Here is a 19,501-nt window from a genome sequence, read left to right on the forward strand (position 1 = left end):
CATGTATTCGTGTTATATGTTTGTTTGCCATTTAATCTTTATTTTTATCCGCTAAATATTTTGCATACAAAATTGTATTTTTCGCTACATCTAATTCAAGACTATATATATTTGGCGGACCTGGTCTCCAGTTCACTTCAAAAAGCCATAATTTTTGGCTCGCATCAATTCCGACGTCTATTCCTAATTCATCTAATTCATTGTCATATAAAGAGTCAAAATGATTTGAAAAACTGATTGCAAACTGTTCAAGATATCTTTTAATATCAAACCAGGAGTCACCAAACTCTGTTTTTAAAAAAATATCCAAATATGTGCTATAGCCACCACTCGCCATATTAGAAGTTATCGTCCCTAAACGCCCAATCCTTGGATAAATAGAAGTTATTACCCATTTTCCTTCTCCATTTTTTTGGACATGTAACCGGAAATCAAAAACATGACCAGAATTTGTTTGACTGGTAATAAACTGTTGAATAATGTAATCTTGTTCTTGCACTTTATGAGATAACCAATCTAGCATTCCTTTTTCATTAATAACTGATTCTACCCCTGCATCATTTATTTTGTAATGGTTTGAACTATCTTTTTCTATAAAAACAACACCTCCACCTTGATGGCCAGATAATGGTTTGATAATTACTTTTTGATAACGATTGATCATGTCAAAAAAAATTTTCACGTTAGTTATTTCGTAGTATGGGATAAGGTAATGTTTAAATTTATTTGCTTTTTTAATTCTGTTGTATACCGATAATTTGTCCCCAATCGAATGACTAGTAAACGGAATCCTATCATACAAATAATCAAAGATGTGTTGCGTTTTCTCACTCGAAAGATAGCTTGCATTATATATGACATCTGGGAAAGGAAATTCTCTTTCAATCCAACGGCCATTTTCATAGGATTTCCCCAAAATTGTTTGCTGTTTAATATTCACCTTCCCTGGGGTAAAGTAAAAAAAGGTTACACCTTCTGCTTTAGCTACAGCGGCATAAGCATAAGCTTTCTTTACCTTACTTGGATCTCGACGATGATGAAGCATGCCAATTAGCGTCATTATACTTCTTTTCACCTCTCCAAAATCATTTTTCTCATTAAAAGACTAGCAATTTATGTTTAATCATTAAACAATCACGATGATCATTATTGTCACTCAGGAATTTTAAATGGGGTCAATGTAGAAATGTATATTGTCTGCTGCTCGGATGGCATTTCTTTTCGCTTCTAATTTATTATAGGAGGATGCTAAAATGTATCCACAACGATCTCCCATTGATAAAGGCGGACGTACGATCTGTCCTTGTCGAGGTTTAATATATACCTCTTCTATACCCGGATATTGAGAGCTGATTTCTTTCCCGGTTACTTTCTGTAATATGCCTCTAGAATCTACGGTTAAATAATGTGCATAAACATACTTCCTGTGTTTTTTCGTAAGGCGAGGCTCCTTTCCTAACATTAGTTGGATGGTTTCTTCTACTAAATTAATTCCATAGCCTATTTCGATGATTCGATTCATCGCACCGCCTGAGATTCTCGGATTAATTTCAATTAATTTCCACACTCCATTTACAAGACGCATTTCAAGGTGGCAGGTACCATTTCTCATATCAAACGGCTTTAAGATGGAAGTTATTGTGTCCAGGACACTATCGTACATTCTTTGATTGACATGTGGAAGTAGGCTATATCCAGTTACGATAAATCGATGTAAAAAAGTAATTTGTTGTTCGATGATCGCGACAATATGAACTTTTCCATTGTGTACTAAAACTTCAATTAAAAATTGTGGTCCTTCTAAATACTCTTCCAGTAAAATCTGTTTATTTTTTTTCTTTAATGCTTGTATTGCGAGCTTTAACTGTTTCTCGTCTTTTACCAACATCACATCTTTTGAACCGGCAGAAGTGGGGGATTTTACAATAAGAGGTAAATAGTTTTTAGCAATATCAACAAAGTACTCTAAGGAATAATCATTTGAATTATAAAGTTCATAATAGGGAGAATTGGGGTGTCCTTTCAGAAGCTCACGAGTTAAAACTTTATTCTCCATTTTTAAAATGGCATCGGTAGAAACGACCGTTGAACAAAATTCTTCTGACAGGGTTGCTGCTAAATGGACATAAGAATGTACAAAACTCATAATGGCTTTTATTTGTTTATCTTGTTGATGTAGATTGTGGATTTTTTTTCTTATTTCATCAAGATTGGATAATTCCACTAAAATCATTTGATGGACCTCTGGAAATTCCGTTCTTTGCTGCATGTACTTTTGTCTATTGGTGAATAACACCGTAAAATAGCCGAGTCGCTCCGCAGCTTTTATGGCTTCTCTACTAGATCCAGATTTATTCGTTTCAATAAATACAATAGTTCGCATAAGCTTTGTCATCCTATCTTTAAAGGTTTTTTAGTGAAGGATGTATCTTTACCAGTTTTATTCTCCATTATCTGATAAGTACATTTTATTATATTGTCATAGGACAAGACTGGTCTGGACAATCGTCATTATTCTTATGACATTTCAATAAAAAAACAAAAAAAGATGTCACATATTTTATAGGCGTAATATGTGACATCTTTATATTTTATTTGAACACTAGATCTTGATAATTGTACAGGTCTGCTTTAATGCTTATTCACCTAAGTCAACATTGTGATACACTTGTTGAACGTCTTCTAGGTCCTCTAATACATCAATCATTTTCTCGAATTTAGCTTGTGCGTCTTCAGGGAGTGTTACTTCATTTTGCGCAAGCATTGTTAGTTCTGCAACGGTAAAGTCAGTAATTCCTGCATTTTTAAAGGCTTCTTGAACCGCATGGAACTGTTCTGGATCAGCGTAGACAATCACAGAATCCTCTTCTTCAATAATGTCTCGTACATCGACATCCGCTTCCATTAGTAATTCAAGCACATCTTCCTCGTTTTTACCTTCCACACCGATAACCGCCGTTGCATCGAACATATAAGCTACAGAGCCGCTTACGCCCATGTTCCCGCCGTTCTTACCAAATGCCGCACGTACATCTGATGCGGTACGATTTACGTTATTTGTTAGAGCATCAACGATAACCATTGATCCATTTGGTCCGAATCCTTCATAACGAAGTTCAGAGTAGCTTTCCTCTGATCCGCCTTTTGCTTTTTCAATCGCACGGTCAATAATGTGTCTTGGTACATTATATGTTTTTGCACGCTCGAGCACGAATTTTAAAGCCTGATTGGATTCAGGATTAGGTTCGCCTCGTCTTGCTGCAACATAAATTTCCACTCCAAATTTAGCGTAAATACGGCTAGTATTTGCATCTTTTGAAGCTTTCTTTTCTTTAATATTGTTCCACTTACGTCCCATTCTGAACACTCTCTTTCCACTTTTGAATCTACACAAAATTAGTATTATGGACTAAGCTGTATCAACAGCAAAGTACAAAATAATAATTAGGAGTTCATAATTTATTGATGTTTCTATCATTGACAAATAATATTATACCTTAATTGCATCATTTGTTAAGAGTCTATTAAGCAAAATAGTGTAAGAAGTTGATTTGAGTCCCATTTTAACGCCAAAAAGAGGTCGAACCGTCACGTCCGACCTCTCCAAAAAGTATGGAACTATACCAACATTTGAAACAGAGTACTGTCCTTATTGACTTCACGATATAAAAATCCTTTTGCTTTAATGCGTTCAATCAACGGCGAATAATCTCCTTTATCCTTCAACTCAATTCCCACTAATGCTGGGCCCGTTTCACGATTATTCTTCTTCGTATATTCAAAATGGCTAATATCGTCGTTTGGACCAAGAACATCAAGCAGAAACTCACGTAAGGCACCTGGACGCTGCGGGAAATTGACGATGAAATAATGCTGCAATCCTTCGTAGATTTTTGAACGCTCTTTAATTTCCTGCATTCGGCCAATATCGTTGTTTCCGCCACTGACGATACAGACCACCGTCTTGCCTTTAATTTCCTCAGCATACATATCCAAGGCCGCCACTGAAAGTGCTCCAGTCGGTTCCACAACGATGGCATTTTCATTGTATAAGGATAAGAGTGTTGTACATACCTTACCTTCAGGAACGACAAGAATATCGTCAACGATCTCCTTACAAATATTATAAGTTAACGTACCTACTGTCTTTACCGCTGCCCCGTCCACGAATGGATCGATTTCTTTTAATGAGGTTACTTCCCCTTTTAAAAAGGATTCCTTCATGCCAGGTGCGCCTTGTGGTTCAACCCCAATTAATAAAGTTTGTGGAGAATAGTGTCTAAGGTATGTACCGACTCCTGACATTAGCCCTCCACCGCCAATGGCACCAAAAAGGTAATCAATTTTCTCCGGGCAATCATTGAGCAATTCCACGGCCACTGTCCCTTGTCCGGCAATCACGTCGGGATCATCAAAAGGATGGATAAAGGTCCGATTTTCTAATTGACTGCATTCCATTGCTTTTTCATAGGCATCGTCAAAAGTATCTCCAATCAAAACAATCTCAACATCTTCCTTGCCCCAAAATTTCACTTGGTTTACCTTTTGTTTTGGTGTGGTACTTGGCATAAAGATTTTCCCATGGATATTTAAGAGATGACAGGAATAAGCAACCCCCTGCGCATGATTCCCTGCACTTGCACAGATAATTCCATTTTTTAGCTCATCCTCATTTAGTTTTTTAATCCGATTATATGCACCGCGGATTTTAAAGGAACGAACGCTTTGTAAATCCTCTCGTTTTAAGTAGACATGGCAGCCATATCGTTCTGATAACAAGTGATTGTATTGCAGGGGAGTTGGTGCAATTTCATCCTTAATGTTATGGCTGGCAATAATAATATCCTCCACATTAAACACTTTCTTATCAACTTGTTGACTCATATTCCTTTTCCCTCCTAATTTTTTGCATCCATCAAGTAAAATTAATAAGTTCAAATTCTATTTTTAAACACAAAAAACTCGCCCCCATAATATAGGGACGAGTGAACTCGCGATACCACCCTACTTCTGCAGCAACCAACACTACAGCTCTCGATCAACGTACCACTCTGGTACGCGTTCCATTGTAACGGCGGACATTCCGGTCTAGCTTACTCCATTGTTTCAGCTACACATCTCCGAGATGATCTTCGAATACGTCCTGACATCGACTTTCAGCAACTGTCGACTCTCTGTGGAACAAGGACTTACCCTACTCTTCTCATCATTGATTCTTCTTCAATTTTTTATAAGGTTACCACTGAAAAAATAACCTGTCAATATATTTTGACTATTTTAATTATTTTGTTAATTATAAAGCGCTTACATCTGTTCAAGCCACTTTTAACACTGTTATTACCTTATTTTAAGTCGACAGCAAAAATATAAAAAACTCTTTTCGAATGACGAAAAGAGTTTTTTAATAGAAATGAAGTACTTTATTCAGATCCTGTAATTATCAAATCATCTTGGATGGTTGCTAGGACGGTTTGAGTGTTTACTTCTTGACCCTCTTTGACAGGTAAAGAGGTGATATGCCCGCTTATCCCGATTGAAACCTCTTCCATTCTACCGTTCTGGGTTCTTATTAAAAACAATTTCTCCCACTCATATACATGATTATTTTCCTCGGTAAAAACAGTTTCTACAGTACCAGAACATGGACTGAAGATAGCTTCTTCCGTTACTGACAATTTCTTCACTCCTTTTTAGTTTCTTACAGTCATTGAACAGATCAAGATTTCTCGGTCCAAACGTTGGGCGATTCGTCTTATAATTTCTTTTATACCCATCCTCTGAAACGAGACGCTTCAGCAACTTTTCTGATACCAACCATATATGCTGCTAATCGCATATCTACTTGATGTGTTTTAGCTGTTTGATAGATATTTTCAAAAGAATCAACCATTACTTTTATAAGCTTTTCATCTACTTCTTCTTCGGTCCAATAATATCCTTGATTATTTTGCACCCATTCAAAATAAGAGACAGTTACTCCGCCTGCACTTGCAAGTATATCTGGTACAAGAATGACTCCACGTTCAGTAAGAATTCTTGTTGCTTCAAGTGTTGTTGGTCCATTTGCTGCTTCGACAACAATAGGTGCTTTAATATTGGCCGCATTTTTGGCAGTGATTTGGTTTGAAATGGCTGCCGGAACCAGAATATCACAATCTAATTCTAGTAGTTCTTGATTGGTGATTGTGTTTTTGAAGAGCTTTGAGAAGGTACCGAAACTATCTCTTCGGTCCAGTAAGTAATTAATATCTAGTCCGTTTGGATCGTAAATACCACCATATACATCGGAAACGGCAACTACCTTCGCCCCAGAATCATGCATAAACTTTGCCAAGTAACTTCCGGCATTCCCAAAGCCTTGAATGACAACGCGCGCTCCTTGAAGTTCCTTACCAATTTTCTTCAATGCTTCTTCAATACAAATCGTTACGCCGCGTGCAGTGGCTGTTTCACGACCTTGTGATCCGCCGAGGACGATTGGTTTCCCAGTAATAAATCCTGGTGAATCGAATTCACGTAAACGGCTGTATTCATCCATCATCCATGCCATGATTTGTGAATTGGTATAAACATCGGGTGCAGGTATGTCTTTCGATGGGCCAACAATTTGGCTAATCGCCCGGACATAGCCGCGGCTTAAGCTTTCAAGCTCTCTAAAAGACATGTTGCGAGGATCACAGATGATCCCGCCTTTCCCGCCGCCATACGGAAGATTAGTAATTCCGCACTTTAAGCTCATCCATATGGACAACGCTTTTACTTCTTCCTCATCCACTTCCGGATGAAAACGGACACCGCCTTTTGTTGGACCAACCGCATCATTATGCTGAGAACGATAGCCTGTAAATATTTTGACAGAACCATCATCCATTTTTACTGGTATGCGGACAGTTAATAAACGAATTGGTTCTTTTAATAATTCATACATTTCGTTGTTATAGCCTAATTTAGATAAAGCTTGTTGGATGATCGTTTGTGTTGAATTAAATAGATTTAAGGATTCTTGTTCTTCTTGTTGTTGTTTTTCCATTTCAGTTACCATTGGTTTCACTGACATGCCTGACACCCCGTCGTATAGTAGATTATTAGATTTATATATTTTAAAATTAGCTTAAAACCGTTTTGATTTTTTCAAAGGCCCAATCGATTTCTTCTGTTGTAATGGTAAGTGGTGGTGCGAAACGAATCACTGTGTCATGGGTTTCTTTACATAATAAACCTGCTTCTTTTAATTGCTCACAGTATGGTCTTGCGGCTTCTGTAAGTTCAACCCCGATAAATAACCCTTTGCCTCTTACCGATTTAATTTTTGGATTGGTAATGGACTGTAATTTTTCAAAGAAGTATTTGCCTAATTCTAGCGAGCGTTCTGCTAGTCTTTCATCCTCAATCACTTCCAAAGCAGCGAGTGACACGGCACATGCTAATGGATTTCCTCCAAACGTTGACCCGTGGGACCCTGGATTAAATACACCTAATACATCAGAATTTGCCACGACACAGGAAATTGGGAATACCCCGCCGCCTAATGCTTTACCTAAGATCAACATATCAGGATTTACGTCTTCCCAATCGCAGGCAAACATTTTACCTGTCCGCGCTAAGCCCACTTGAATTTCATCCGCAATGAACAATACCTTGTTTTCCTTACATAAATCTGATGCCGCTTTCAAAAAGCCTTCTGGCGGTAAGATAATCCCGGCTTCACCTTGAATTGGTTCAATTAAAAATGCAGCTGTGTTTGGTGTGATGGCGGCTTTCAATGCTTCAAGATCACCATAAGGAATTAAATTGATTCCAGGCAGCATTGGCCCAAAGCCGCGCTTATATTCCGGGTCTGATGATAAGGAAACAGCACCCATCGTCCGGCCATGGAAATTTCCTACACAGGCAATTATTTCTGCTTGGTTTTCAGCGATGCCTTTTACATCATAACCCCAGCGACGGGCTGCTTTAAGTGCCGTTTCAACCGCTTCTGCACCCGTATTCATTGGGAGGGCCATATTCTTATTGGTTAATTGACAAATTTTTTCGTACCATGGTCCGAGTTGATCATTATGAAAAGCACGAGAAGTAAGTGTGACCTTATCTGCTTGGTCTTTCAATGCTTGAATGATTTTTGGATGACGATGTCCTTGGTTCACTGCTGAATAGGCACTTAGCATATCCATGTAACGGTTTCCTTCTGGACTTTCCACCCAAACACCCTCCGCCTTCGCAATGACGATTGGCAGTGGATGATAGTTATTTGCACCGAATTTATGTGTTTGTTCAATAATTTGATTCGTTTTAGTAGTTTCTGAGACTGTCATGATAGTTCCTCCTCTATTTACCTCGGGTAGGTTGAGTTCCTAAACCACCCGAGGGATCAATGATGTAGTGATTAAAGTGTTTCAGATGTTGTTTTCGCTTGCATATGAAGCAGTAAATATTCTGGACCGCCTGCTTTCGAATCTGTTCCAGACATATTGAAACCGCCAAACGGTTGGTATCCAACAATCGCACCTGTACAAGTGCGGTTAAAATATAGGTTTCCGACATGGAATTCTTCGCGTGCGCGTTCAATATGTTCGCGATTATTTGAAATCAATGCACCCGTTAAACCATAGTCCGTATTATTAGCAATGGTCATCATATGGTCAAAGTCACGGGCTTTACACATACCAAGAACTGGTCCGAAAATTTCTTCTTGCATAAGGCGTGCGTTTTCATCTAAATCAGCGAAGATTGTCGGCTGGATGAAGTACCCTTTAGAATCATCACCTTCGCCGCCCGTCATAAGTCGGCCTTCTTGCTTGCCTACTTCCATATAATTCATGATTTTTTTGAACGATTTTTCATCAATAACAGGTCCCATATAAGTAGTGGCCTCTTCAGGATTTCCAAGCGTAAGTGTTCTTGTTTGTGCCACAACTTTCTCAAGCACGACGTCATACACATCCTGATGAATGACTGCACGAGAACCTGCCGAACATTTTTGTCCTGAAAAACCGAAAGCGGAATAAACAATGCTTGAAGCAGCTAAATCTAAATCAGCATCATTATCAACAACCACTGTGTCCTTACCACCCATTTCAGCTATCACACGTTTGATCCATTTTTGACCTGGATGAACCTTCGCGGCCCGTTCATTAATACGGCAGCCTACTTCACGTGAACCTGTAAAGGATACAAAGCGTGTTTTTGGATGATCAACAAGGTAATCACCAATTTGCGCACCGCTACCTGGCACAAAGTTTAACACTCCTTTTGGAAGACCTGCTTCCTCCATTAACTCAACGAATTTTGCGGCAACTACTGGTGTTGAGTTGGCTGGCTTAAGAAGAACTGTATTACCCGAAACAATTGCTGCAATGGTTGTTCCTGCCATAATCGCTAATGGGAAGTTGAAAGGTGAAATAATAATTCCTACACCTAGTGGGATATAGTTGTACTGGTTGAATTCCCCATTTCGACTATTTACCGGTGAACCTTCTTTTAATTGAAGCATTTGACGGCCATAATACTCGATAAAGTCGATCGCCTCGGCTGTATCTGCATCCGCTTCCTTCCATGGTTTTCCGGCTTCTTTCACTAGATAAGCTGAAAACTCATGTTTCCTGCGGCGCAAAATGGCGGCTGCTTTGAATAAAATGTTGGCACGATGTTCTGGTCTCCACTTTTTCCACGTTTCAAATGTGGTTAATGCGGCATGCATCGCCTTTTCTGCTAGTTCTTGGTCTGCCATCGACACTCGACCAATAATTTCTTCTTTATTTGCTGGATTAATAGAAATAATTTTTTCCTCAGTTGTAATCTGTTCTCCACCGATAACAACTGGGTAATCCTTGCCAAGCTGTGTTTGTACAAAGGCCAGTGCCTCTTGGAAGGCTTGTTTATTTTTTTCATCTTCAAAGTTTGTAAATGGTTCATGTGAATATGTTTTCAATGGTTGTTCCCCCTTGTCGTTTGCTACATCAATTATATATGCAAGTTACGTGCCAACTTGTATTTTGCATATATAAAGGGTTTTCATTGGATTTGGTGCAAATAGATTTTGCGCAAAATAAATAATTAATCAGCATACGCAAAATTTTTTGGCATTTTGCAGATTCTATTATTAAAAATAGATGCAAAAAATTCAATTTTAACGAAAATAGATTCGAATTGATAATAAAAACCCTTCTAGGACATTTTTTCATGGTATATTTAGATTAATAGAAAGATAATTCTGATAGTTAAAAGGAGAGATTGATTTGATTATCCCTTACAAAGGTATTTCCCCTGATGTCCATGACTCAGTATTTGTAGCACCCGGTGCCTATTTAATTGGTGATGTAAGAATTGGAAAGGGTTCATCCGTTTGGTTTAACGCGGTTCTACGCGGGGATGATGGACCAATTATCATCGGTGAACGGTGCAGCATTCAAGATAATTCAACAATTCATTTGTTCGAAGGGTTCCCGGTCGAAATTGCAGATGACGTGACAATTGGCCATAATGTTATTCTGCATGGCTGTAAGGTTGGGAAGCGATGCATTATTGGAATGGGTTCGACGCTTTTAGATAATGTTGAGATTGGTGAAGATTGTATTATTGGGGCCAATACACTGTTAGCTGGCGGAGTTAAAATTCCTCCTCGTTCCCTAGTGTTGGGGTCTCCTGGTAAAGTGGTCAGAGAAATAACCCAAAAGGACCTGGACCTGCTGCAGATGTCTAGCGATCACTATGTCCAGAAGGGGAAAGAATTTAAGGAAATTCTTAAATAGATTAATAGTGAAAAAAACTGCCCTCATGAAGGATTCATAAGGGCAGTTTATCAAACATATAGGTTAGGTACTCTTACTTGAAGAGGTTGTTTTTGCAGGGATAAAGAAACTTATTACAATATTAATTAGGCTTAATATCAGTGCATATAGAAATAAATTTTTCATTCCAACATGGATGTTTACAGCTTGATTGATGATCAGTCCCATAACAGTAACTCCGATGGAAGTTCCGATATTTTTTAAAAACATTTGCAATGAGGTGGACATCCCTTTGATGTGGGCTTCAGCAAATTCTTGGGATGCAATTGTTCCTACTGCAAACAACAAACCAAAAGCAACACCCTGGATTGTTAAGATGATAAACAAGCTAACATAAGATATATCTGTGATGAACAAATATAATGCTAAGCCTGAAACTGTTGTGATGAGGCTTCCAATAATAAAAAGGAGCTTATACCCAAAGCGAAGGATCCACTTTCCCGCAGGGGTGCTTCCGAAAGTCCAGCCAACGGCAATACTTAGCAGGATGAGCCCGCTTTTATAAATACTCATGTGACTGCCTTCTTGCAGGTACAAAGGAATAAAGTTAGATGTTCCAAAAAAGGCCAAACAATAAACTAACATGAAAAGGTTCGTCATCAGAATTCCCTTGTTCCTAAATAATGAAACAGGCAGGAACGGATGGGATTCTTTTCGTTCTACTAAAACAAAGACAATTAAACCAATGACTCCTAGAATCAATAACCAGATAGAGTGTTCTATATTAGTAGATAACAATAATAGCGTAATAGAAATCCCGAATAAGAAGAAACCTTTATAGTCAATATGTGTTTTCTTAAATTCCATCTGTTCTTTATAGGGCAGCAAACAAAGCACGCTGGCAATACCGATGGGAATATTTATAAAGAATATCCATCTCCATGTTAATGCTTCCACAAAGAAAGATCCTAGTATGGGACCAACAATAGATGAGATGGCCCAAATACTGCTAAAAACCGCTTGAATTTTCCCGCGACGTTCAATCGTAAACAAATCACCTACGATGATCATGGAAAGTGGAATCATCCCACCTGCACCTAAACCTTGAATTCCCCTAAATATAATCAGCGTGACCATGGAATTCGCCATCCCACAAAGAATGGAACCTAGTGTAAATAAGCCCACGGAAAACATTAACAGGTTTTTCCGGCCATACATATCCGATAATTTACCGTATAACGGCACAGTAACAGTGCTAGCTAACATATAAACAACAAATATCCATGCAAATAACTCCATGCCACCAAGTTGTTTGACAATGGTCGGACTGGCTGTTTGCATAATATTAGCATCTAGTGCTGAAATTAACGTCGTGATGACTAGACCCCAAAATACATACATATTCTTTTTCATAACTTCCTCCAAAACCAATTAATCGACTATCTATAGGATAGTTTATCATTTTTTCATCTACATAGAACAAGCCATTCACTAAGAATGGCTCACTTCCATCTTCAATAACGGCTGAGTAATCGTTGGTAAAATGATTTCAATTGTTGTTCCCTCATTCATTTTACTATAAATATTTAGCGTCCCATTATGACCTTCGATTATTTTGTAACAGGTCATTAAGCCGAGACCCGTTCCTTTTTCCTTAGTTGTATAAAATGGTTCTCCAAGAGTAGAAATCCGTTCTTGCGGGATACCGATCCCTTGATCGATAATCTGAATCGATATTTTCCCCTCTTCTTTTTCTTTTACGGCCACATGGATAGATCCACCCGTAGGCATAGCTTCCATCGCGTTTTTAAGTAGATTTAAAAACACTTGCTTTAATTGATTTTCCTCACAGCTGATCAACGGCAAATCATGATCAAAATCTATATTGATTTGAATATTATTCAAAAGTGATTGGTTGTTTATTAAGGTGATGACATCCTTTAAGAGGATTCTAATATCTTGTGTCTTATAGACGGCTGCAGAAGGTTTGGCCAGGACCAGAAATTCCCCGACGATTTCATTGATTCGGTCGAGTTCAGATAACAATATCTCAAAATATTCCTCTTTCTGGGTGCTGGTTTTTAACAGTTGAATAAAACCTTTGATCGAGGTGAGAGGATTTCGTATTTCATGGGCTATTCCCGCTGCCATTTGACCTAACAGCGCTAATTTTTCAGACTTTTGAATGAGGCGTTCAGTTTCTTCACTTTTTTCAGTTATGTCCTTCCCAATGGACAAGATGGCTTCTTTCCCACCAAAAACGATCAATAAAGAAGATACTTCAAATAAAAAAGTGGATCCATCCAATCGCTTGGCTTTGTAATCAATGGTGTGAACAGGCTGCTTTTCTTTCTTTATTTGTTTAAATCGTTCAAGCATCCGGCTTCGATATTCAGGAGCAATAAAATCCATAATGGACTTCCCCGTCAAATCTTCAAGGTTCCCAGCACCAATCATGCTAAGTGCTGCTTTATTTACATATACTAATTTATGATTCCGCGTAACATAGACAGGTGCAGGCAATGAATCGATCAATTTCTTATAGCTTTCTTCACTCGCTCGAGCCTTTTTTTCATAGTAGCGTGCCTTATCATATTGCCATCCCACCACCCAGGCAATTAGGGTAAACAGAAAAAAGTCAATCGAGAAAAAAGGTAGATGATCGAAAATCTTTTGGTAGCTGGTAAAAAGAATCGAAATCATCACCAGGATAATTTGACCGGATTTATTCATGGTTCAGCCCTCTTATTTAGGTATATTTACTTATGCAATTCGACATAATTTGATTTATTCCTCTATTAAAATCAATAAATATTATTATGGAGAGAAATAGCAAAAAAATCTACCTAAATTCAATGGAAATAATTGATTACCAATAAAAAATTTTGCACTTATTTCTAGATTGTCAGATTTATAGGCAAAAAAAAGAGTCTATAATATTCATTATAAACTCCAAAATCCCTTATAAAAGTATCTCGTCTTTAACCTTTTCAGGAAACCACGATAGTTTATCCGATAGTTTCACCACTTCTCCGATTACAATCATGGCTGGATTGGTCATTCGTTTCTCTGTTACTACTTCAACGATTGTCTCTAGTGTACCAACAACTGTTCGTTGGTTCCCTGTTGTCCCTTGTTCAATAACAGCAATCGGTGTAGACGAATCCTTCCCGCAGGCTAGTAATTGGTCACAGATAAATGGAAGATGCTTGACACCCATATAAATAGCCAAAGTATCAACGCCGTGGGCGAGATGTTCCCAGCGTATATTATTGGGTTGACCGTTCAAACAATGACCTGTAACCATAGCAAAGGATCGGCTCAAATCACGGTGAGTGACTGGTATTCCCGCATAAGCTGAAGCAGCAATGCCAGATGTGATCCCTGGAACCACTTCAAATTCGATTCCATTTTGCATTAATACTTCGGCTTCTTCACCACCGCGGCCAAAAATATACGGATCGCCTCCTTTTAAACGAACGACCGTTTTGCAAGCCTTGGCTTTTTCTAGTAATATCTCATGGATGGAGTCCTGGGAAACACAATGGTTCCCGGGCTCCTTCCCGCAATAAATCAACTCAGGATCAGCCTTACCGTAACTTAGTAACACCGGGTTGACTAATCGATCATATAAAATAACATCAGCCTGCTCTAGGCATTTCATTGCTTTAATCGTGATTAAATCAGGATCGCCAGGCCCGGCTCCAACAATATAAACTTTTCCCTTTTTATCGGTCATATGAACCTGACCTCCTTTTTGTGAATTATTCAATGAGGAGAAACACTTCTTCCCCAACTATTTTCGTTTGATAGGTTTTCACACAGCCGGAATCCGGCTCTTGTACTCTTCCATTATCCAAACATATTTTCCAATCATGCATCGGACAGAATACAAATTCTCCGCTTACCAAGCCTTCGCTCAGAACCCCGCCTTTGTGCGGACAGCGATTTTCTACGGCACGAATGGTTCCGTTTAATAATTTGAATACTGCCACTTCCTTTTCCCCGACAATAACAGTTTTCCCTAATCGTTCTGGCAGGTCCTTTACAGATCCGATTGACACCACTTCTACGTTTTTCTTAATCATTGGATGATTTCCCCCTTTAGCTGTAAGTTTTAAGACATTACTACGCTCTCAAACAATTCTTTTCTTACTGTTTCATCCTCATTAATAGTTTTCCAAGGATCCTTAATTACCGATAAGGCATCTTCCATCCGTTTATTTAATTCTTGACGCTTTGTTTTATCATCTAGAACGGATCGTACATGTGTTAACCCAACACGTTCAATCCAAGCCGAAGTACGTTCCAAGTAATTAGCTGTTTCACGGTAATATTGAAGGTACGCACCAGTGATTTCCATGGCCTCTTCTGATGTTTTTACTTTATATAATAGGTCTCCCCCGCGTACGTGGGTCCCGCCATTTCCACCAACATATAGCTCCCAGCCGCCGTCAATTCCAATAAAACCAATATCTTTAAACCCAGACTCCGCACAGCTTCTCGGACAAGCGGAAACGGCCATTTTCACCTTATGCGGTGTTTGAAGTCCTTCAAATTTCTTTTCGAGGTCGATTCCAAGTCCCATGGAATCTTGGGTCCCAAAACGGCAGAACTGCTCTCCAACACAGGTTTTCACCGTACGCAGTGATTTCCCATAGGCGAACCCTGATGGCATATCCAAATCTGACCACACTTTTGGTAAGTCTTCCTTTTTTACTCCAAGCAAGTCGATTCGCTGTCCGCCGGTTAGTTTTACTAACGGAATATCGTATTTTTCAACCACATCAGCAATTCGGCGCAGGTCTTGGGCGTTTGTTACACCGCCATACATTCGTGGTACAACTGAATAGGTTCCATCCTTTTGAATATTCGCATGCATCCGTTCATTAACAAACCGGGATTCTTTTTCATCCTGATAATTGATTGGATGGACCATCCCTAAGTAGTAATTCAGAGCCGGCCGGCATTTTGAGCAGCCTTCATCAGAACTCCAACCAAGGACATTCATGACTTCCTTGATATGGGTCAACCCTTTTATTTTAATTTCTTCCACCACTTCATCTCTAGATAAATCAGTACAGCTGCAAATCGCTTCTTTCTGGATAGAGCCGTCGAACTCCGAACCAAGTGTATGCTGTAATACTTCCGCGACAAGCGGTTTACATCCGCCGCAAGACCGGGAAGCACTTGTACAAGCTTTAATTTCATCAACAGATGAACATCCTTGATTCTGAATCGCCTCAATAATCGCTCCTTTAGAAACACCATTACAGCCACAAATTATTTCCTCGTTACTCATGGAAGCTACTAAACTACCTCCAAAATCATCATTTAGCGGTTGTAAAAGTGATACCTTCGTGGTTGAAGAAACATCCGCTTCCTTTTGAATCATCGAAAAGAGACGATTTCCATCACTGCTATCACCAAACAGCACGGCACCAACAATTTTATTGTCTTGGATCACAATCTTCTTATAAATCCTGTCATTACCATCAAAAACCTTGATGGCTTCCTTTCCTTCGCCTTCGATAAAGTCTCCAGCTGAAAACACTTCTACCCCAGAGACCTTCAACTGTGTGGATAAAACAGATCCATGATAACCTTTGGTTTCTAACCCGCAGATATGTTTTGCTAATACTCTTCCTTGATCATATAAAGGGGCGACTAGACCGTATACTGTTCCGTTGTGCTCTGCACATTCCCCTACAGAATAAACATCAGGAATACTCGTTTGCATATAGTCGTTGACGACAATACCTCGATTGACAGCTAGTCCGCTTACCTTGGCTAATTCCGTATTTGGCTTGATGCCAACAGCCATGACAACTAAGTCAGCATCAACCGACGTTCCATCGCTAAACCTTAGACCTTCGACACGTTCGTCACCAAAGATTTCTTGGGTTTGTTTTTCTAATAAAAATTTCATTCCCTGTTTTTCTAATTCAGTTTGCAGCAACTTCCCTGCTTGCGGATCTAATTGGCGCTCCATCAAATATGGGGCGAGATGAATGACCGAAACATCCATACCTAGATTTAAAAGACCTCTTGCTGCTTCAAGCCCGAGTAAACCTCCGCCAATTACTGCAGCCTTTTTATACTTTTTCGAAGTTTCAAGCATGACATCTGTGTCCTTAATATCCCGAAAAGCTGTTACCCCTTCCTTTTCAGCTCCCGGAATCGGTAAGATAAACGGAAGAGATCCCGACGCAATAATCAATTGATCATACGGCTCCATTCTCCCTAAGTCAGTAATAACGACTTTACGCTTCGAATCGACCTTGATCACTGTTTCACTTGTGAATAATTGAATATTGTTTTCTCGGTACCAATCCCAATCATTAAGTGTTATATCTTCTACATTTGTATCTCCTTGTAATACTTTTGAAAGTAAGATTCTATTGTAATTCGGATGAGGCTCGCTTCCGAAAATAGTGATCTCAAATGATTCGCTTGATAGTTTAATAATCTCCTCAATCGTTTTGACACCAGCCATGCCATTTCCAACAAGAACCAACTTTTTCTTTTCCATGTTAGTTTTCCTCCCGTTTGTAAGTTTCCTAAACTATATCACAGACCATTTTAAAATTAACTTATCATGTAAGGTCTCCTAACATAAAAATTTTTTAAGTAAGGAAATCAACTACTGGGCTCACCTTAACAGCACTGACTTTAAATCCAGGCATTTTGCATTCAGGGTCCAATTCTTTCGAAACAAGGAGATTGATATTTTGCGAGTCTGCCCAGTGAAAAGGTACAAATATGGTATCGTGACGGATCGTTTCCGACCATTTGCTTCTAACCATAACACTTCCCCTTCGTGATTCAATTTTCACCAATGATTGGTCTTGGATCTGAAATTTTGCTGCGGTTGCCGGGTGGATTTCCATAAATGGTTCGATGTTTCTTGCCGCTAGCGCTGGACTTTTTCTTGTTTGCACACCTGTTAAGTAATGTGACATGACTCTTCCTGTTGTTAAATAGAGCGGAAACTCTTCACATAATTGTTCTTTCGGAATCTCTGCAATGTTCGGAACAACCACCATCGCCGCCTTTCCATCCGGGTGAGCAAAAGAGGTTTCAAACAACCGTTTCGTCCCAATATGGTTTGTTTCTAGGCAGGGCCATAATAGTCCGCCCTCTTTTCTTAAACGCTCATATGTTATTCCAAAATAATCCGCAGTCCCTCCACGGCTTGCCATTCTTAATTCAGTAAATATTTCTTCAGCAGAAGAAAAGGAAAAATACTCTTCTTTCCCAAGCACACGGGCAAGTTCGCAGATAATTTGCCAATCATGTTTCGCTTCGCCTGGACACGGCAAGCTTGCTTCCCGTAATGTTACCCGTCCCTCCACATTTGTCATCGTTCCTTCATCTTCCAGATAGGAAGAGGCCGGGAGTATGACATCTGCTAATCTAGCAGTTTCTGAAATGAACAGATCAACGGCTACAAAGAAGGTTAATTTTTTCATAGCCTCCTTGACGAAGTTGGCATTGGGATTGGAAACAATCGGGTTGGAACACATAAGAAACAAACCTTTAATTTCCCCTTCATGGATTTTCTCCATCATTTCATAGGCTGAAACTCCTTTACGGGGTAAATCATCTGGATCAATCCCCCAAATGCTGGCCACATAGTTTCGATGTTCATCATTCTCAATTGACCGATATCCAGGAAGCTGGTCGGCTTTTTGTCCATGTTCCCTTGCCCCCTGTCCATTTCCCTGTCCCGTAATCGCCCCATAGCCACAATTCGGTTTACCGATTTTCCCTGTGGAAACCAGAATGTTCAGGAAATTACGAACAGTTTTTGACCCGTTCGTATGCTGCTCCACCCCTCTTGCTGTAAAAATCATTCCCGATTCTTCACTGCCAAACCTAACGGCCGCTTTGCGAATAAGGTGGATGGGTACCCCGGTAATCTCTTCAATTTCCTTCATACTGAGGGATAATACATACTTTCTAACCTCTTCAAACCCGTTCACACGTTCTTGAATAAACTTTTCATCCACATAATTTTCCTCAATCATCACTTTCAATAGCCCATTTGCTAATACGGCATCCGTACCTGGTCTAGGTTTTAAATGCAAGTCTGCTAGTTTCGTCGTGGCAGTTTCACGCGGGTCAATAGCGATGATATAGGCGCCATTTTCTTTTGCTCTTTCAAAATTGGGCATAATCGTCGGCTGACATTCAGCAATATTCGTCCCTGCTAAAATGATACAACGAGTGTATGGAATTTCTGCCAAGCTATTCGTGAAGCCTCGGTCCAACCCAAAGGTTTGGTTCGCAGCCGAAGCAGCCGCAGACATACATAGTCGGCCATTATAATCGATGTATTTTGTTTTTAAGGCCACGCGGGCAAATTTCCCTAATAAATAAGCCTCTTCATTTGTGATTGACGCACTGCCATACACCGCTAAGGCATTTTGACCAGATTCCTCCTGAATCTTCATAAAGTTTTCTTTAATATGATTCAGAGCTTCCTTCCAGGACACTCGGACAAATTCTCCATTGATTTTTACCAATGGGTATTTTAAACGCTCTTTATGGAAAGCGTGTTGATGGGCGTTCATACCCTTTACACATAAACGCCCCTCCGATGTTGGATTGTCTTTTCCGATGGTTATATATTTTTTTCTCGACACAATCGATTGTTCAATCAATTGCATTTTACATTGCATACTACAGTAAGGACATTGAGAGTCGTATCTTTTTTCTGATTTCACTTCTTGTTCCTTTGTACGAAAATACTTTAATAGCGCTTCTGTCAA

General features: G+C 39.3%; 15 protein-coding genes and 1 other annotated feature. Of the genes, 1 reads left to right on the plus strand and 14 read right to left on the minus strand.

Annotated elements, in window-relative coordinates; all coding sequences use genetic code 11:
• Nucleotides 1-31: 31 nt before the first annotated feature.
• The 8 genes from COJ96_RS15005 to pruA all read right to left on the minus strand — a co-directional run bounded on the left by COJ96_RS15005 (nt 32) and on the right by pruA (nt 9,928).
• The gene (locus tag COJ96_RS15005) at nt 32-1,060 is read right to left on the minus strand and encodes a YheC/YheD family endospore coat-associated protein (protein ID WP_098574623.1); all 1,029 of its coding nucleotides are present in this window, start codon (nt 1,058-1,060) and stop codon (nt 32-34) included.
• 105 nt (nt 1,061-1,165) lie between these two features.
• Nucleotides 1,166-2,383 carry an ATP-grasp domain-containing protein gene (locus tag COJ96_RS15010; RefSeq protein WP_098574624.1) on the minus strand — a complete coding sequence of 406 codons (1,218 nt, stop codon included), beginning with the start codon at nt 2,381-2,383 and terminating at the stop codon, nt 1,166-1,168.
• Between the two features lie 255 nt (nt 2,384-2,638).
• Nucleotides 2,639-3,358 carry a YebC/PmpR family DNA-binding transcriptional regulator gene (locus tag COJ96_RS15015; RefSeq protein ID WP_098574625.1) on the minus strand — a complete coding sequence of 240 codons (720 nt, stop codon included), beginning with the start codon at nt 3,356-3,358 and terminating at the stop codon, nt 2,639-2,641.
• Between the two features lie 260 nt (nt 3,359-3,618).
• Nucleotides 3,619-4,884: a threonine ammonia-lyase IlvA gene (gene ilvA / locus COJ96_RS15020; RefSeq protein WP_098574626.1), complete on the minus strand. Its 1,266-nt coding sequence runs from the start codon at nt 4,882-4,884 to the stop codon at nt 3,619-3,621.
• Nucleotides 4,885-4,974: 90 nt separating this feature from the next.
• Nucleotides 4,975-5,219: a binding site (T-box leader), on the minus strand.
• Nucleotides 5,220-5,420: 201 nt separating this feature from the next.
• Entirely contained in the window at nt 5,421-5,675 is a 255-nt protein-coding gene (locus COJ96_RS15025) for a biotin/lipoyl attachment domain-containing protein (protein ID WP_098574627.1), read from the minus strand.
• Nucleotides 5,676-5,764: 89 nt separating this feature from the next.
• Nucleotides 5,765-7,030, minus strand: a complete 1,266-nt coding sequence (locus COJ96_RS15030; protein WP_098574756.1) for a Glu/Leu/Phe/Val family dehydrogenase — start codon at nt 7,028-7,030, stop codon at nt 5,765-5,767.
• Between the two features lie 76 nt (nt 7,031-7,106).
• Nucleotides 7,107-8,312 carry an ornithine--oxo-acid transaminase gene (locus COJ96_RS15035; protein WP_098574628.1) on the minus strand — a complete coding sequence of 402 codons (1,206 nt, stop codon included), beginning with the start codon at nt 8,310-8,312 and terminating at the stop codon, nt 7,107-7,109.
• 71 nt (nt 8,313-8,383) lie between these two features.
• Nucleotides 8,384-9,928, minus strand: a complete 1,545-nt coding sequence (pruA, locus tag COJ96_RS15040) for an L-glutamate gamma-semialdehyde dehydrogenase (protein ID WP_098574629.1) — start codon at nt 9,926-9,928, stop codon at nt 8,384-8,386.
• A gap of 307 nt (nt 9,929-10,235) precedes the next feature.
• Here pruA and COJ96_RS15045 point away from each other — a divergent pair, with 307 nt between their 5' ends.
• On the plus strand, nt 10,236-10,748 hold the full coding sequence (locus tag COJ96_RS15045; protein WP_098574630.1) for a gamma carbonic anhydrase family protein: 513 nt from the start codon (nt 10,236-10,238) through the stop codon (nt 10,746-10,748).
• A 63-nt stretch (nt 10,749-10,811) separates the two neighbouring features.
• Here COJ96_RS15045 and COJ96_RS15050 read toward each other — a convergent pair whose 3' ends face one another.
• The 6 genes from COJ96_RS15050 to nasC form a co-directional block, all read right to left on the minus strand.
• The gene (locus COJ96_RS15050; protein ID WP_098574631.1) at nt 10,812-12,140 is read right to left on the minus strand and encodes an MDR family MFS transporter; all 1,329 of its coding nucleotides are present in this window, start codon (nt 12,138-12,140) and stop codon (nt 10,812-10,814) included.
• Nucleotides 12,141-12,218: 78 nt separating this feature from the next.
• Entirely contained in the window at nt 12,219-13,460 is a 1,242-nt protein-coding gene (locus COJ96_RS15055; protein WP_098574632.1) for an ATP-binding protein, read from the minus strand.
• 229 nt (nt 13,461-13,689) lie between these two features.
• Nucleotides 13,690-14,466: a uroporphyrinogen-III C-methyltransferase gene (gene cobA, locus COJ96_RS15060; RefSeq protein ID WP_098574633.1), complete on the minus strand. Its 777-nt coding sequence runs from the start codon at nt 14,464-14,466 to the stop codon at nt 13,690-13,692.
• A 25-nt stretch (nt 14,467-14,491) separates the two neighbouring features.
• Nucleotides 14,492-14,815 carry a nitrite reductase small subunit NirD gene (nirD, locus tag COJ96_RS15065; RefSeq protein WP_098574634.1) on the minus strand — a complete coding sequence of 108 codons (324 nt, stop codon included), beginning with the start codon at nt 14,813-14,815 and terminating at the stop codon, nt 14,492-14,494.
• A 29-nt stretch (nt 14,816-14,844) separates the two neighbouring features.
• Nucleotides 14,845-17,259, minus strand: coding sequence for a nitrite reductase large subunit NirB (nirB, locus tag COJ96_RS15070; protein ID WP_098574635.1), 2,415 nt, complete (start codon nt 17,257-17,259; stop codon nt 14,845-14,847).
• Nucleotides 17,260-17,353: 94 nt separating this feature from the next.
• Nucleotides 17,354-19,501, minus strand: coding sequence for an assimilatory nitrate reductase catalytic subunit NasC (nasC, locus tag COJ96_RS15075; protein WP_098574636.1), 2,148 nt, complete (start codon nt 19,499-19,501; stop codon nt 17,354-17,356).

It is taken from the genome of Bacillus sp. AFS073361 (assembly GCF_002567005.1).
GTDB lineage: Bacteria > Bacillota > Bacilli > Bacillales > Cytobacillaceae > Neobacillus.